At 70.5% G+C, this 15,459-nt stretch carries 15 protein-coding genes; 10 read left to right on the top strand and 5 right to left on the bottom strand.

The window, feature by feature from the left end; all coding sequences use genetic code 11:
* The first annotated feature begins 157 nt into the window (after positions 1 to 157).
* Positions 158 to 1,459: an MFS transporter gene (locus tag ACFWP5_RS14435; protein ID WP_384154989.1), complete on the top strand. Its 1,302-nt coding sequence runs from the start codon at positions 158 to 160 to the stop codon at positions 1,457 to 1,459.
* A gap of 52 nt (positions 1,460 to 1,511) precedes the next feature.
* Positions 1,512 to 3,005, top strand: a complete 1,494-nt coding sequence (locus tag ACFWP5_RS14430; RefSeq protein WP_384154987.1) for an arabinose isomerase — start codon at positions 1,512 to 1,514, stop codon at positions 3,003 to 3,005.
* Positions 3,006 to 3,039: 34 nt separating this feature from the next.
* On the opposite strand, the gene ACFWP5_RS14425 is transcribed toward ACFWP5_RS14430, so the two are convergent.
* Both ACFWP5_RS14425 and ACFWP5_RS14420 read right to left on the bottom strand, forming a co-directional pair.
* A complete protein-coding gene (locus ACFWP5_RS14425; protein WP_033280515.1) occupies positions 3,040 to 3,306 on the bottom strand; it encodes a DUF6959 family protein in 267 nt (88 codons plus the stop codon).
* A 201-nt stretch (positions 3,307 to 3,507) separates the two neighbouring features.
* Positions 3,508 to 4,170, bottom strand: coding sequence for a DUF6629 family protein (locus ACFWP5_RS14420; protein WP_384154984.1), 663 nt, complete (start codon positions 4,168 to 4,170; stop codon positions 3,508 to 3,510).
* A 274-nt stretch (positions 4,171 to 4,444) separates the two neighbouring features.
* On the opposite strand from ACFWP5_RS14420, the gene ACFWP5_RS14415 reads away from it, so the two are divergent.
* Positions 4,445 to 4,660 carry a DUF4177 domain-containing protein gene (locus tag ACFWP5_RS14415; protein WP_384154982.1) on the top strand — a complete coding sequence of 72 codons (216 nt, stop codon included), beginning with the start codon at positions 4,445 to 4,447 and terminating at the stop codon, positions 4,658 to 4,660.
* Positions 4,661 to 4,697: 37 nt separating this feature from the next.
* Here ACFWP5_RS14415 and ACFWP5_RS14410 read toward each other — a convergent pair whose 3' ends face one another.
* Positions 4,698 to 5,705: a LacI family DNA-binding transcriptional regulator gene (locus ACFWP5_RS14410; protein ID WP_384154980.1), complete on the bottom strand. Its 1,008-nt coding sequence runs from the start codon at positions 5,703 to 5,705 to the stop codon at positions 4,698 to 4,700.
* A gap of 165 nt (positions 5,706 to 5,870) precedes the next feature.
* Between ACFWP5_RS14410 and ACFWP5_RS14405 the strand changes: the two genes are divergently transcribed.
* The 6 genes from ACFWP5_RS14405 (at position 5,871) to ACFWP5_RS14380 (ending at position 12,273) form a co-directional block, all read left to right on the top strand.
* A complete protein-coding gene (locus tag ACFWP5_RS14405) occupies positions 5,871 to 6,689 on the top strand; it encodes an ATP-binding cassette domain-containing protein (protein WP_384154978.1) in 819 nt (272 codons plus the stop codon).
* Positions 6,686 to 7,747: an ABC transporter permease gene (locus ACFWP5_RS14400; RefSeq protein ID WP_384154976.1), complete on the top strand. Its 1,062-nt coding sequence runs from the start codon at positions 6,686 to 6,688 to the stop codon at positions 7,745 to 7,747. Before ACFWP5_RS14405 ends, ACFWP5_RS14400 begins: the two co-directional genes overlap by 4 nt.
* A gap of 52 nt (positions 7,748 to 7,799) precedes the next feature.
* Positions 7,800 to 8,801 (top strand): ABC transporter substrate-binding protein, encoded by a 1,002-nt coding sequence (locus ACFWP5_RS14395; protein WP_384154974.1) that lies wholly within the window; start codon positions 7,800 to 7,802, stop codon positions 8,799 to 8,801.
* 113 nt (positions 8,802 to 8,914) lie between these two features.
* The gene (argG, locus tag ACFWP5_RS14390) at positions 8,915 to 10,360 is read left to right on the top strand and encodes an argininosuccinate synthase (RefSeq protein WP_384154972.1); all 1,446 of its coding nucleotides are present in this window, start codon (positions 8,915 to 8,917) and stop codon (positions 10,358 to 10,360) included.
* A gap of 170 nt (positions 10,361 to 10,530) precedes the next feature.
* Positions 10,531 to 11,631 carry a M20 family metallopeptidase gene (locus tag ACFWP5_RS14385; RefSeq protein ID WP_384154970.1) on the top strand — a complete coding sequence of 367 codons (1,101 nt, stop codon included), beginning with the start codon at positions 10,531 to 10,533 and terminating at the stop codon, positions 11,629 to 11,631.
* A 108-nt stretch (positions 11,632 to 11,739) separates the two neighbouring features.
* Complete coding sequence (locus ACFWP5_RS14380; RefSeq protein ID WP_384154968.1) at positions 11,740 to 12,273, top strand: TerD family protein; 534 nt, start codon at positions 11,740 to 11,742, stop codon at positions 12,271 to 12,273.
* Here the strand turns inward: ACFWP5_RS14380 and ACFWP5_RS14375 are convergent.
* Entirely contained in the window at positions 12,239 to 13,000 is a 762-nt protein-coding gene (locus ACFWP5_RS14375) for a hypothetical protein (RefSeq protein WP_384154966.1), read from the bottom strand. The genes ACFWP5_RS14380 and ACFWP5_RS14375 overlap by 35 nt on opposite strands.
* Before the next feature lie 154 nt (positions 13,001 to 13,154).
* On the opposite strand from ACFWP5_RS14375, the gene ACFWP5_RS14370 reads away from it, so the two are divergent.
* Positions 13,155 to 14,291, top strand: a complete 1,137-nt coding sequence (locus ACFWP5_RS14370) for a PP2C family protein-serine/threonine phosphatase (protein ID WP_384154964.1) — start codon at positions 13,155 to 13,157, stop codon at positions 14,289 to 14,291.
* A gap of 31 nt (positions 14,292 to 14,322) precedes the next feature.
* Here the strand turns inward: ACFWP5_RS14370 and ACFWP5_RS14365 are convergent, their stop codons facing one another.
* Entirely contained in the window at positions 14,323 to 15,297 is a 975-nt protein-coding gene (locus ACFWP5_RS14365) for an MASE1 domain-containing protein (protein ID WP_384154962.1), read from the bottom strand.
* Positions 15,298 to 15,459: the final 162 nt, after the last annotated feature.

Below are 15,459 nucleotides of genomic sequence, written 5' to 3'. Positions count from 1 at the left end.
CTCAGTCGTCCTCCACCTGCAATGTTGGCATCGGATCCGAATGGCGGGAAGGAGGCCCGCTCCACTTCCCACGGATGCGTGCAAGAGGGCTTGTTGGAACGTTTTTTGAACCCTATATTCACTGCGACCCCGGCCCAGAGCCGCGAGGAGCCGCATCATGATCCGATTCTCACCTTCACCGGAACACGCGGAACAACCCATTCCGAAGCACTTGTGGAAGGTCGCGGCCCTCTCGGGCATGGCCTCCTACCTCGACGCCGCGCTCATCGTCAGCATCGCCGTCAACCTGGCCATCTACCGCGACCACTACGACATGGGCGTGTGGATGGCCGGGGCGATCAGCGCGATCGTCACCGGCTGCATCGCCGTCGGCTCCCTGGTCGGCGGACGGCTCGCCGACATGTTCGGGCGCCGCCGTGTCTACAACCTGGACATCCTCTGCTACGCGGTGGGCGCGATCGTCATCACGCTGGCGCCGAACGACATCGTCCTCTTCGTCGGCGTGCTCGTCGCGGGACTGGCGGCCGGCGCCGATCTGCCGACGTCCCTGGCCGTGGTCTCGGACGCCGCGCCCGCCGACGGCCGGGCACGTCTCGTGTCGTTCACCCAGGTCATGTGGGTGCTGGGCATCGTCGTCGTCGTCTTCCTCGGCTACGTCCTGTCGGACACGGGCATGATCGGGGCGCGGATCATCACCGGCCATCTGATCGTCGCCGCGCTGGTCACCTACCTGCTCCGCGCCCGGCTGAAGCTGGCCGACGAACCGTCGGACGCGGCCTTGAAGGAGGAGGCCGCCGCGCTGGCCGCTCCGCGCGGCATCGAGCTCAAGAACGTGTGGAACCGTGCCGCGCTGCTGCCGATGGTCGCGACCTTCGTCTACTACGTCACCTGGGGCATCGGCGCCAACACCTTCGGCCAGTTCGGCACATACCTACTGGTCACGGTCAGCGGCGCCTCGCAGAGCCTGGCCACCGGGATCAACCTGGCCTTCCTGCCGATCGCGCTGGTCCTGACCTTCGTCTTCGTACGGGTCGCCGACACCCCCTGGCGCGACCGGCTGTTCTACGTCTTCACCGTCGTGCAGGTCGTGGCCTTCTGCATCGCCTCCCTCACGGCGGGCGCCCTGGTCGGCATGCTCGTCTTCTTCGTGCTGTACCAGATCTCCAACCCCTTTGCCGGGGAGGCCAGTTACAAGGTGTGGTCGCAACTGACGCTGCCTCCGGACACCCGCGGCACCACCCAGGGCCTCACCTACGCGCTGTCGCGCGGGGTCTTCGCGGGCGTCGCCTTCGTCACGCCCGCGCTGATGGACTACAGCGCGTCGCTCCTGCTGTGGTTGATCACGCTCTGCATGGCGGCGTCGGGGGTCGCGGGCGTGTACGTCATCCATGTCCTCATCCGGCGCTCCCCCGACACCGCCGTCGCCCCGGCGACAGGTCTGGGCGTGGCCCGCACCTGAATCCATCCGCACCGGATCCGAACCCGCGCCGACCCCGTAAGGAACACCGCCCATGGCACCGACCGACCCCACGACCGTGACCGCCGAACACCCCACGACCGTGACCGCGGAACGCGCCGCCGCCCTGCGCGAGTTGCTTCCCCCGGTGTCCCGCCGCCGCACCCGGATCGGACTCGTGGCGGGCGGACTCGGCGCCTACTGGCCCCAATTCCCGGACCTGCTCCCCCAGTTGAGGGAGTCGTCCGCGTACGTCGCCGAGCGCTTCCAGCGGATGGACGCGGAGGTGACCGACGTCGGCTTCATCTCCGACGCCGTGGAGGGAGCTGCCGCGGCGGAGCAACTGCGGCGCGCGGACTGCGACTTGATCGTCCTGTTCCTGACGACATACCTGACCTCGTCGATGGTGCTGCCGATCGCCCAGCGCTCGCACACCCCCGTCCTGGTCATCGACCTCCAGCCGTCCGAGCGGATGGACCACGCCTCCTTCGACACGGGCGCCTGGCTGGCCTACTGCGGGCAGTGCCCGGTGCCGGAGGTCGGCAACGTGTTCCGGCGCGCCGGGATCCCCTTCCGGTCGGTGTCGGGGTGGCTGCGCCAGGAGTCGGCGTGGCAGCGCATCGAGCAGTGGATCCGGGCCGCCCACGTGCGGGCCGCGCTCCGCCATGCCCGGCACGGTCTGATGGGGCATCTGTATCCCGGCATGCTCGACGTGTCGACCGATCTGACGCTGCTCCCGGCGACGTTCGGCTCGCACGTCGAGGTGCTGGAGTTCGACGATCTACGGCATCGGGTGGAGCAGGTGAGCGAGGCCGAGACCCGTGAACGCACGGCCCTCGCCCGGCGGATCTTCGCCGTGGACGACAGCGTGGTGGACGAGGACTTCGCGTGGGGGGCGACCGTGTCCGTCGCCCTCGACCGGCTCGTCGAGGACTTCGGCCTCGACACCCTCGCCTACTACCACCGAGGACTCGACGGCGAACTGCACGAACGGCTCGGCGCCGGCATGATCCTGGGCGCCTCCTTGCTCACCGCCCGGGGCGTACCGGCCGCCGGCGAGTACGAACTACGCACCAGCCTGGCCCAGTTGGCGACGCAGAGCATCGGCGCCGGGGGTTCGTTCACCGAGATCCAGGCCCTCGACTTCGAGGCCGGCGTGGTCGAGATGGGCCACGACGGCCCCGCCCACCTCGCCCTCAGCGCCCGCGACCCGCTGCTGCGCGGCCTGGGCGTCTACCACGGCAAGCGCGGCTGGGGCGTCAGCGTGGAGTTCGACGTCCAACACGGCGCCGTCACCCTCCTGGGCCTCGGACAGGACGCCGACGGCACCCTGTCCTTCATCACGTCCGAGGGCACCGTCGTCCCCGGACCACACCTCGCGATCGGCAACACCACCAACCGCGTCGACTTCGGCCGCGACCCCGGCGAGTGGGTCGACGCGTGGAGCGCGACGGGCGTAGGCCACCACTGGTCCCTCGCGCTGGGCCACCACACGGCGGACTTCCGGGCCGCGGCGAGCCTGTTGGGGATCGAGCACCGGGAGGCGTGAGCGCGGGCTCTCCACCCGCCTGGAGGGCACCCCCTCAGTAGGGCAACTGAATCCGATGATTCTCCAACGCCACCGAGTACCGGCTCAGCAGAGCGTCGAATCCCGCCAGCAGAAGCCCCGCCGCCTCCCCCGCCTCGGCAAGGTCACCCCGCTCGCAGGCCTCCACCACCTCGGCCACATCGCCGCGAAGGATGTGAAGCGAGTCGCCCTGGATGAGAACACCGGGCAACCGGCGGCCGGGCAGGCGGACCACGGCATCGTTCCCACCGTCAGTGAACAGCTCTGCGTCTATACGCTCCATGGAGCCATCCAACCCGAGATCGCCGTCCGGCTCAACGACGTTGCACGCGGCGGACCTTGGGCACCGCGTTGTGACACCCGTGATCCGATCGCGGCGCCCCAGCGCAGATTGCCGGTCTCTTCAACGCCGACCACTCCGAGCTGCGCGCCGCCGGCTTCTCGGCCTCCGGACAGACCCTCGCCGTCGCCACGAGCAGCGGCCTCAGCCGGTGGAGCCGCTGTGCCGCGCACGGACGTAGGGTCGCTTCCCCGGCTCCCGGTCGCGGCCGTTCACCCAGAAGAACAGGACCACCGAGGACACCGCGGCGACCGCGCACCACGTCGAGACGAACTCCAGTTCCCACAGGGTCCAGCAGACCAGCGCGCCGGCCGTGACCAGGATCCCCATCACCACCAGCCCGCGCTCACCGGACAGGACCAGTGAGCCGATCGTCGCCACGAGGTAGCCCCCGATGACCAGTTGGGCGTAGGGAAGGTCGACGACGTAGCCGAGGGTGTGGCCGCGGATCTCGGCCGTCACGGGGTGTGCGGCGAGGGCGTGGGCGAGGGCCGCCGCGGTCGCCGCGCCGACCGCGACCAGTACGCCGATCCGGGCCCGTGCCCGTCGTGGCGCGGCACACCACACGCCCATCGGGACCCACACCGCGAGCAGGGGCATGGCGATGGCGGCCCAGACGAGGGTGGCGGCCCCCGCGCCCCCGTCGGCGGCCCACACCGCCGACTCCACGATCTGATGGGCACCCAGCAGCAAAGGCAGTGCGGCCATCGGGAGATCGGTCCGCCTGCGCGCCCGGACCACACAGGCCACTCCTACGGCGGCGACCGTCGCGCCCGCGACGAGGTCGGCCTTCGCACTCCAGCACATGGCACTTCCACGGGTTACGTTCGCGTCCACCTCGGTCACGGCCACGCTACGTCTCCGCCCCGCCGCGTCGCGGGTGACACGACGGCCGCGGCGGGCCGCGGTGGCATACCCGCGGGCTCGCCTTCGACGCCCCGCCCGGACAACACACCGCTCCCCGGGACCAGTTGACAGCCGTGCCACGAAACCACCCCCGGCCTGCGCGGGAACGTCCCCCCATGATTGGCTGACCCCGCCCGCCGCACACCGTGCGCACGCACAGGAGGACACCGCAGCCATGAGCAACGCCTACACGTTCGAGTACAAGGTCGTCAGCTTCCGGGAGTCGCTGATCGGCGACGCGCTGGACGGCGACAAGCTGGAGAAGGTCCTCAACAAGCAGGCCGAGGACGGCTGGGGCCTGAAGGCCATCACCGCCGCCGACGTCAAGGGCCGCATAGGTCCCGGCGCGGTCGAGGGCCTGCTCCTCACCTTCGAGCGGCCTCGCGCGTAACCACCGATGCCGTACGCGGGACGGGGGCCGGGAGTCGTCAGCACCGAGGAGTCGCGGTCGGCGTACCGGGGCCCGGGATCTCCCCCGACCCGCGCGGGATCAGCTCGGTCGGCATGACGACCCTGCGGGGCGGTGACGTGTCCCCGTGGATGCGGGCGAACAGCAGATGCGCGGCGCTCGTCGCGAGGGCGACCGGGTCCTGCGCGATGACCGTGACCGGCGGCGTCAACTGCGCGGCCAGCGCGAAGTCGTCGAAGGCGATGAACGCGACGGTGGCGGGCAGCACGGCCCGCACGCCGAACGCGAGCACTTCGTTGCCCGCGAGCACGGCCGTGGGCGGCTCCGGTGCGGAGAGGATCGCGGTGACGGCCCGGGCGGCGTCCGCGCCGGACCTCAGCCCGTGCCGCACGAGCGCCGGATCGGCGTCGATGCCCGCGGCGCTCAAGGCCGCCAGATAGCCGCGGTGCCGTTCGCCGAAGGTCCAGATCTCCGGCTTGTCGCCGAGGTAGCCGATACGGCGGTGGCCGTGCGCGATCAGATGGCGTACGGCCTGCCGTACCGCGCCGAAGTTGTCCACCACCACGGTGTCCACGTCCAGCCCCGGCGCCGCCCGGTCCACGCACACGATCTTCGTACCCCGCGCCTGCGCCGAGCGCAGAAAGCGGTGGTTGCCCGCGACCGGGGTGAGGATCAGTCCGTCGACCCGGCGGGCGGTGAAGGCCGCGATGACCTCGCGTTCGCGACGGAGGTCGGCGCGGCTGGCGCCGATGAGGACCATGTTGCCGCACCGGTGGGCGACGTCCTCGGTGGCCGAGGCGACGGCTGCCATGAACGGGTCGGCAACGTTGTCCACCATCAGTCCGATGGTCTGGCTCAATCGGTCCGTACGGCGCAACTGCCGTGCCACGTCGTCGCGTTGATAGCCCAACTTGTGGACGGCGGCCTCCACGCGGGCGGCGGTGAGGGGCGCCACGCCCACCTCGCCGTTGACCACCCGGGACACCGTCATCACGCTCACGCCCGCTTCCGCGGCTACGTCTTTCATCCTGGGACGGCTGGCCACGCCGCGTCCTCCAGATCTCGCCCAGCGCGACCGGACCGGCGGGCCGACAGCGTCCGCCCGAATCCCTGTCCGTCCCGACCCTTGACGCCCACTCATGGGCCTCCCAGAATCGACGAACTGTTAACGATACCAACCAGAAAGCACAGCATGGCCTCTGCAAGGGAACCACTTCTCGCGGCACACGGTGTGGTCAAGCGTTTCGGCCATGTCCAGGCGCTCTCGGGCGCCGACTTCACGGCGTACGCCGGCGAGGTCGTCGCACTGATCGGTGACAACGGCGCCGGCAAGTCGACTTTGGTGAACGTCCTGTCAGGCGTACTCACCCCGGACGAGGGCGAGGTGCGCCTGGACGGGGTGCCGGTCCGGTTCACGGGGCCGATGGACGCGCAACGGCACGGAGTCGAGACCGTCTACCAGGATCTTTCGCTGGCGCCGGATCTGGACGCGGCGGCAAATCTCTATCTCGGCAGGGAACTTGTGCGCGGAGGCGTGCTCGGTCGCCTGGGCGTGCTCGACCGGCCCACCATGCGCCGGGAGGCGATCGCGGCGTTCGGTGAACTGGGCGTGGAGCTGAAAGATGTGACGGCTCCTGTGACAACGTTGTCAGGAGGGCAGCGCCAGTCCGTGGCCGTGGCGCGCGCGGTCGCCTTCGCCAACAAGGTCATCTTCATGGACGAGCCGACCGCCGCCCTGGGCGTCGTCCAGCGCGCCCGTGTCCTGGAGACCGTCCGCAGGGTCGCCGACCGGGGCATCTGCGTCGTCCTCATCAGCCACAACATGCCCGAGGTGCTGTCGGTCGCCGACCGGGTCGAAGTACTGCGACTGGGGCGCAGAGTCGCCTCGTTCGCCGCGGCCGACGCCACGATCGAGAAACTCGTCGGCGCCATGACCGGGTCGCTGGACGAGCCCGTGCACAACGGGGGCAACGGCGCGGTCGGCGCGACGGAAGCGGAGGACGGGCGATGAGCGCCAACAGCCAGGACATCAAGCCGGCCGCCCCGGCACAGGACCCGCCCCCGGCCGACGAAGGGCGTTTCGCGGTACCCCCGTGGCTCCGACGGGCCGCCGGTATCAGCGAGTTGTGGACGTTCGTGATCCTCGTCGCGCTGGTCGCGTTCTTCACCATCGCGGCGCCGGGCAAGTTCTTCACCACGTACGACATCACGCAGATCGCCGTGAACGCGGCCATCTATCTGGTCCTCGGCGTCGGCATGACGTTCGTGATCATCACCGCGGGCATCGACCTGTCGATCGGCTCGGTGCTGGTGCTGGCGGCGGTCGCCGCCGGTGAGTACAACATCCACCACGGCGGGCCCACCGCCGGCTGGTTCACGGTCGCGGTCTGTGTCGTCATCGCCCTTGCCGTGGGGACGGGTTGGGGCGCGTTGCAGGGCGCGGTGGTGGCGACCGGGAAGGTGCCTCCGCTGATCGTGACCCTGGGCGGCCTGGGCGCGGCGCTCGGCATCGCCGAACTCGCCACCGGCGGCCAGGACCCGTCCGGGGCGTCCGCCGCCCACCTCCAGAACAGCCTGGGCTTCGGCAAGTTGCTCGGCATCCCCTGGATGGTGATCCTCGCCGCGGTGGTCACCGCCCTGTTCGGCGCGGTGCTCGGCGCCACGAAGTTCGGCAGCCACACCCTGGCCATCGGTTCCAACCCGACCGCCGTCCGCCGCGCGGGCATCCCGGTGGGCCGCCATCTGATCAAGGTCTACGGCCTGATGGGCCTGCTGGCCGGGCTGGGCGCGGTGATGTGGCTGGCGTCGTACGGCACGACGTCCATCGCCGGGCACTCCACCGACAACCTGAAGGTGATCACCGCGGTGGTCCTGGGCGGCACCAGCCTCTTCGGCGGCCGGGGTTCGGTACTGGGCACCGTGATCGGCGTGTTCATCCCCGCGGTGCTGACCACCGGGCTGATCGTCATCGGCGTTCAGCAGTACTGGCAGGACGTCGCCGTCGGTGTCGTCCTGGTCGCCGCCGTCTACATCGACCAGATGCGCAGGAAGACCCGAGAGCGCGGATGACCCCCGCCCCGGCCTTCGCCCCAACCCTCGTATGACCCAGGAGGACACCCTTATGTCGAGCAACCGCATTACGCGCAAGGTACTGGTCGCCGCGGGCACCGTGCTGGCCCTGACCGGCGCAGCCGCCTGCAGTTCGTCGAGCGACAGCGGCAGTTCGGGGTCGAAAGGAGGCGCCTCCGGCAAGAAGGTCCGGCTGATCACCGGCGTGAAGAGCGACCCCTTCTACATCACCATGACCTGCGCGGCGCAGACCGAGGCCAAGGCCAAGGGCATGGAATTCAGCGCCGACGGCTCCGCGCAGTGGGACGTGTCGGTCCAGCGCCCGCTCATCGACTCGGTCGCGGCGACGCGGCCCGACGGGCTGCTGATCTCGCCGGTCGACGTCAGCGCGCTCACCCCCTCGCTCAAGCAGATCCAGTCGTCCGGGACCAAGGTCGCGCTCGTGGACACCACCGTCACCGACTCCTCGATCGGCATCACCCGGATCTCGTCCGACAACGAGAAGGGCGGCCGGGTGGCGGCCGACGCGCTCGCCAAGCTGATGAACAAGAAGGGCTCGGCCATCGTCATCAGCGTCAAGCCCGGCGTCTCCACGACCGACGCCCGCATCAAGGGCTTCACCGAGGAGATGAAGAAGTACCCCGACATCAAGATGCTGCCCACCCTCTACGACAACGACCTGCCGGCCACCGCGGCCTCGCAGGTCCAGGCGACACTGGCCGCCCACCCCGACCTGGGCGGCGTGTTCGCGGGCAACACCAACACCGGCCAGGGCATAGCCACCGGCCTCAAGCAGGCCGGCAAGGAAGGCAAGGTGCAGGTCGCCGCGTTCGACGCCGAACCGGACGAGATCGCCTCGCTCAAGGCGGGCACCCTCCAGGTCCTGGTCGCGCAGGACCCGGCGGCGATCGGCCGGGAGGCCGTGGACCAGCTCGCCGCGGCCTTCGAGGGCAAGACGGTCCAGAAGTCGATCGGCACCAACATGGTCGCCATCACCAAGGCGAACATGAACGAGCCCGCGATCAGCAAGTTCTTCTACAAGGCGGGGTGTTGAGCACAGTCCCACCGCCGCCGCTGCCGGGTGCCCTCCTGCGTCACGGGTGCCCGGCAGCGGCGTATCAGAAAGGGGACTTTGCATGACCATGCGCGAGGGTGCATAATCTTCCCATGTCTAAGGTCCTCACCTCCCTCCCCACCGGCGAGCGCGTCGGCATCGCCTTCTCGGGCGGACTCGACACCTCCGTCGCGGTCGCCTGGATGCGCGACAAGGGTGCCGTCCCATGCACCTACACCGCCGACATCGGCCAGTACGACGAGCCCGACATCGCCTCGGTACCCGGCCGCGCGCAGGCCTACGGCGCCGAGATCGCGCGTCTGGTCGACTGCCGTGCGGCGCTGGTCGAGGAGGGCCTGGCCGCGCTGACCTGCGGGGCGTTCCACATCCGTTCCGGCGGGCGCGCCTATTTCAACACCACTCCGCTGGGCCGTGCCGTCACGGGCACGCTGCTGGTCCGGGCGATGCTGGAGGACGACGTCCAGATCTGGGGCGACGGCTCGACCTTCAAGGGCAACGACATCGAGCGGTTCTACCGCTACGGCCTGCTCGCCAACCCGCACCTGCGGATCTACAAGCCCTGGCTGGACGCGGACTTCGTGACCGAGCTGGGCGGCCGCAAGGAGATGTCGGAGTGGCTGCTCGCCCACGAGCTGCCCTACCGCGACAGCACGGAGAAGGCGTACTCCACCGACGCCAACATCTGGGGCGCCACTCACGAGGCCAAGACCCTGGAGCACCTGGACACGGGTGTGGAGACCGTTGAGCCGATCATGGGCGTGCGCTTCTGGGACCCGTCGGTCGAGATCGTCACCGAGGACGTGACGATCGGCTTCGACCAGGGCCGCCCGGTGACGATCAACGGCAAGGAGTTCTCCTCCCCCGTCGACCTGGTGATGGAGGCCAACGCCATCGGCGGCCGCCACGGCCTGGGCATGTCCGACCAGATCGAGAACCGGATCATCGAGGCGAAGAGCCGCGGCATCTACGAGGCGCCCGGCATGGCCCTCCTGCACGCGGCCTACGAGCGGCTCGTGAACGCGGTCCACAACGAGGACACCGTCGCCCAGTACCACAACGAGGGCAGGCGCCTGGGCCGTCTGATGTACGAGGGCCGCTGGCTGGACCCGCAGGCCCTGATGGTCCGGGAGTCCCTGCAGCGCTGGGTCGGCTCGGCGATCACCGGCGAGGTCACCCTGCGGCTGCGGCGCGGCGAGGACTACTCGCTCCTCGACACCGCGGGCCCGGCGTTCAGCTACCACCCGGACAAGCTGTCCATGGAGCGCACCGAGGACTCGGCCTTCGGCCCGGTGGACCGCATCGGCCAGCTGACGATGCGCAACCTCGACATCGCCGACTCCCGCGCCAAGCTGGAGCAGTACGCCAACCTCGGTCTGATCGGCACCGGCAACACCGCGATCGGCGCCGCCCAGGCCGCCGCGACCGGCCTCATCGGCAGCATGCCGGAGGGCGGCGCCGAGGCCATCGCCTCCCGGGGCGAGGTCTCCGAGGACGACGCGCTGCTCGACCGCGCCGCGATGGAGTCCGGCACGGACTGATCAACTCCGGGAATCAGCACCGCCGTTGGGCCGGTTCGACGCGTTCGCCGTCGGGCCGGCCTTTCGTCGGTCGGGGCCGGGTGCCGGGGGTGGCATGGAGGCATCAGGCGCTGATCAGGACCGCCGACCAGCCGCACCCTCCCCCCGGACTCCCCACGTACCCTTCCCCCGTGACCACGTACAAGACCGTCGACGTGAGCCTCGAAGCGATGCTCGACGACCTCCGGACCCTCGTCGAAGTCGAGTCCCCCTCCCGCGACCTGGACGCCTTGCGGACATCGGCCGAGACCGTCGCCGCTGTCGTCGAGGCGCGGCTCGGCGGCCGGGCCGTGCTCGTCGAGAACGAAGGCGGGCCGCACGTCCACTGGTCCGGCGGTGGCGTACCCCGCGTGCTGATCCTCGGTCACCACGACACCGTGTTCCCGCTCGGCACCCTCGCGCGCCGCCCCTTCCAGGTCGAGGACGGCCGGGCTACCGGCCCCGGTGTCTTCGACATGCTCGGCGGCCTGGTGCAGGCGATCCACGGGCTGGCGGGGCTCGACGACCTGTCCGGTGTCGAGATCCTGGTGACCGCGGACGAAGAGGTCGGTTCCCACTCCTCCCGGGCGCTCATCGAGGAACGTGCCCTCGCCTGCGGTGCCGTGCTCGTGGTCGAGGGTGCCGCCGACGGCGGGGGCGTGAAGACCGGCCGTAAGGGATGCGGCACGTTCGAGGTCTCCGTCGCGGGCCGGGCCTCGCACGCGGGGCTGGAGCCCGCCGCCGGGGTCAACGCGCTGGTCGAAGCGGCGCACCAGGTGCTGGACATCGTGGCGTTGGCGCGGCCCGAGGTCGGTACGACGGTCACGCCGACCGTCGCGTCCGCCGGAACGCTGGACAATGTCGTCCCCGCGCAGGCGACGGTCGTCGTGGACGTCCGGGTCGAGTCGGCCGGCGAGAGGGAACGCATCGAGTCCGCGTTCGCCGCCCTCGCTCCGCATCTCGACGAGGCCGTGATCACCGTACGAGGAGGTGTCGGCCGGCCGCCGATGCCCGAATCCGCGGCGGCCGGACTGTTCGCGGTGGCGGAGCGGCTGCTGCCCGGTCTCGAAGGCCGGGTGGTCGGCGGTGGGAGCGACGGCAACTTCACGGCCGCGCTGGGGGTGCCGACGCTCGACGGGCTGGGTGCGGTAGGGGGCGGGGCCCACGCCGACCACGAGTATCTGCTCGTCGCGTCGATGGTGGAGCGGGCGAACCTCGTCGCCGGGCTGGTGGACGCGATCCGGAGCGCTTGACCCCGGGCATGTCAGGTCCGCTCGGAGGGCATCAACAGACCATCGAAGAGCGATACTCGACCATGCGGGGGCTCGTCCCGTGATGGCCTCATACGGGAGCGGCAATCAGTGAGCAGTGTCAGCACAGTTGCGGGGAAGGTCGAAGTTCGGCTCCGTTGGGATCCGAGTCCCTGGGGGCAGCAGCCGCGCCATCTGGACATCGTCGCGGCGACCTACTCCGCCGACGCGCCGCACGGACGCCCGGTGTACGTCGTCAACTCCGAGAGCCGCTCGCCGGACGGCACGATCAACATGAGCCGGCACAGCGAGAGCGGCCAGGGGTACGGCTACATGGAGGTGATGGTCCTCGAACTCGACCGTCTCGCCGCGTCCTTCGCGCGGGTGGTCGTGGGGGTGGCCATCCATCAGAACGGCGGGGCCAGGACGTTCGGTGATCTGTCGCACGCCAGGGCGCTGGTCGTGGAGGGGTACAAGGAGCTGCTGTCGGACGACTTCGCGGGGGTGGCCGGGTCCACCGCGGCCACGGTCGCGGAGTTCACCAAGGAGCCCTCCGGAGCATGGGAGTTCCGCGCGATGGTGCGGGGGTTCGACAGCGAACCGGCGGAGTTCACCGCGGAGATGGGCAGCGTGTCTCGGCCCTGACCGGCTGGTCCACCCTGAACTGCGGAAGCAGCGACGTGACGGTCGGCCGCTTGTGGCGCAGCTCGTGGACCAGGCCCAGGACGACGGCGGTGCCCACCGCGACCAGGTGCTCGCGGCCGGCCAGGTTCGGTTTCACGATCGACTCCCACACCATCGATCCGCCGGTGAGGACGAACACGACGGGCGCGCGCCGGACGACGGCGAGATACGTGAACAGTCCTACGACCGCGGCGGACGGCCCGGTGTCGAGGATGTGCCCGATCTCCGGCCGCAGCCCGAGGCCGCCGCAGCCGGGCCCGATCAGGAGCATGACGCGCACGGTGAGGGTGCCGGCCAGCGTGGTCGCGTAGGCGACGGCCAGCGTGCGGGCCCGGCCGAGGGCCAGCTCGGCCAGCGCGAAGGCGAGGAACAGCTGGGTGATGCCGGCCCAGACAGGCAGGTCGAGGGCGGGCACGTACAGCGATATGGGGGTACGCAGCAGGGCGACCCACAGGGGCAGGTCGCCCTGGACGCCGCCGAGCTGCCGGACGACCGCGGCGCCGGTCGGCCGCTGCGCCAGCGTGTGGAAGAAGATGACGCCGAAGGCGGCGACGAACGCCAGGGACACCCCCATCAGTCCGCGCCGCAGCAGCTGTCGTACCGGATCGACGACGATGCCCTGCCATTCACCCCGCAGTGTGCGCCAGATGAACAACGGTCCCCAACTCCCCCACCATCGGTCGAACATACGGATCGGAATCTAGCCCCCTGTGCGGTTCCTGTGCGTCTGGGGTCGGCCGGAGCCGTTGTCGCAGCTCGCGGACGGTACACGTGGGGCTGATATTGAAGAGTGGGAAGCTTTCCCGACGGTTGTTCGACGACTGAAGGAAGCGGGAGGGCCGGTGCGCACCTCGAGAGATCCGGCCGGTTCCACCGTGGTAGACGCCGGGCAGCGCTCCACGCCTCCACTCAGCTGGGCCATGGTGGTGTTCTGGCTCGTCGTCGTCACGCTGGTGGTGGCTGCGACCGGCATCGTGCTGGGCCGGGACACCCGGCCGGCCCCCTTTCTGGTGGTGCTGCCCGCGCTGATCGCCGGGCGCGGAACGGTGCGACAGACCACCGCCGCCTCCGTCTGGGTGACGATCGTCATCGCGGGCTCCCTCATCGACAGCCCGTTGGACACGGCGGGCGCCGACGCGGCCGTCATCGCCTTCACCCTGGTGTTCAACGGCCTCAGCGTGGCGCGGGCGGCACAGCGGATCCGCTGGGAGGGCGAGATCGCGCGGCTGCGCTCGGCGGCGGCCGCCCTGCAGCGCCAGATCCTGCGCCCGTTCCCCCTGATGACCGACCAGTTGCTGGTCCACGGCCTGTACCGGCCGGTGGAGGAGGACAGCCGGGTGGGCGGCGACGTCTACGAGGTCGTCTCCTCGCCGTACGGCAGCCGTGTCTTCATCGCCGACGTCCAGGGCAAGGGTCTGCAGGCGATCAGCGCCGCGTTCGCCGTGCTGAGCGCCTTCCGCGAGGCGGCCGTGGCCGAGCCCACGCTCACCGCGGTGGTCGACGCCCTGGAGGAGGCGGTGCTACGGCACAACTCCTTCGCGGCGCAGACCGGTGAGCGGGAGCGGTTCGTGACGGCCCTGGTGCTGGGCGTCGACGGTGAGCAGGAGGTCCAGGCGATCAACTGCGGTCACGTGGCGCCGCTGCTGCTGCACAAGGAACGGGCCGAGCCGGTGCTCCGGCAGGAACCCTGCGTTCCGCTGGGCCTCGACGCGCTCGCCCCTGAGCCTCGTACCGTCGAATGGTTCGTGTTCCCGTCGGACGGCACCCTTCTGCTCTGCACGGACGGCGTCACCGAGGCGCGCGATCCGTCCGGCGCGTTCTATCCCCTGGAGGAGCGGGCGGCGGCCTGGGGCGATGTCCTCCCGAAGGACGTGCCCGCCACGGTCTACGGCGATCTGCGCCACCACACGGCGGGCATGCCCCGGGACGACACCGCGCTGCTGGTACTGCGCAGGCGGGGCGACGCGGGCCTCGCCTGACGGAACGGGCATCGTCTGACGTGCGGGCCGGTCAGGGGCGGCCGCCCTGGCGGGGGTCGCCCGCGGTGAGGTGTTCGAGGACCTCGGCCAGTTCCTGGCAGGCCTTCTCCACCGAGAGTCTGGTGTTGCGCTGCTCGGTGATGACCGAGGACAGCAGCAGGGCGGTGAGGGCCATCGTGCCGTTGAAGGCCTGGAGCTTCATCATGACCTCGACATGGGTCAGCTCGGCGAAGGGGCCCGTCTCCCGGGTCGCCGCGATGGTGGCCATGACGGAGGCGAACAGGGCGCACAGCATGCTGCCCGCGAACCGGAACCGCAGCGCCGCCCAGATCAGCAGCGGATAGACCAGGAACAGCAGACTGACGCGGTTGTGGGTGACCAGGGGGACGATCACGCCGACGGTGGCCGCGAGCCCCAGGGCCTCCTTCCAGCGGTGCAGGTCCAGGGGCAGGCGCACGGTGCGCAGCATGAGCAGGAGCGGCGTGACGATCAGCACGCCCATCGCGTCGCCCACCCACCAGCCGAGCCAGACCGGCCAGAAGGAGTGCGCGGCCAGCTTGTCGGTGACGACGAGCAGCCCGACCCCGCAGGTCGCGCTGATCAGCATCGCGCTCAGGGCGCCCAGGAACACCAGCGCGAGGCCGTCACGCAGCCGGCCGAGGTCGGTGCGGAAGCCCACCCTGCGCAGCATGAGGTAGGCGCAGGCGGGCGCCACGGTGTTGCCCGCCAGGACGACGAGCACGGTCGGCCGGAGCGAGGTGAGCGACATGATCACGAGGAGCACGCCGAGGGTGATACCGGGCAGCACCCGCAGCCCGAAGATCAGCAGGCAGGCCACCGCGACGCCGGTGGGCGGCCAGATGGGGGTGAACACGGCACCCTCGACGACGAGCTCCCGCAGCAGACCGAGCCGTCCCGCCGCGAAGTAGCCGCCGGCGACGGCCAGCGTCTGGAGGGCGTACCCGGCCGGTCGCCGCAGATCCTCGAAACCCACCACAGCAGCCATCAGACACTGACCCGGCCGTGTCGGCGAGGCGAGCGACCCGGGGCCAGACCGCGTGGGAGGGAATCGGCACCTGACCGGCGCCAGTGAGCGGGGCGCCTCGCGGGCGGCCGCAAGACCGTCAAGGCGCCCCGGCAGCGGCTTCGGCGTACGCCGCCGTCGTCA

The organism is Streptomyces sp. NPDC058469, assembly GCF_042721125.1.
Taxonomy (GTDB): domain Bacteria; phylum Actinomycetota; class Actinomycetes; order Streptomycetales; family Streptomycetaceae; genus Streptomyces.
This window is presented reverse-complemented; position numbering and strand designations above follow the sequence as displayed.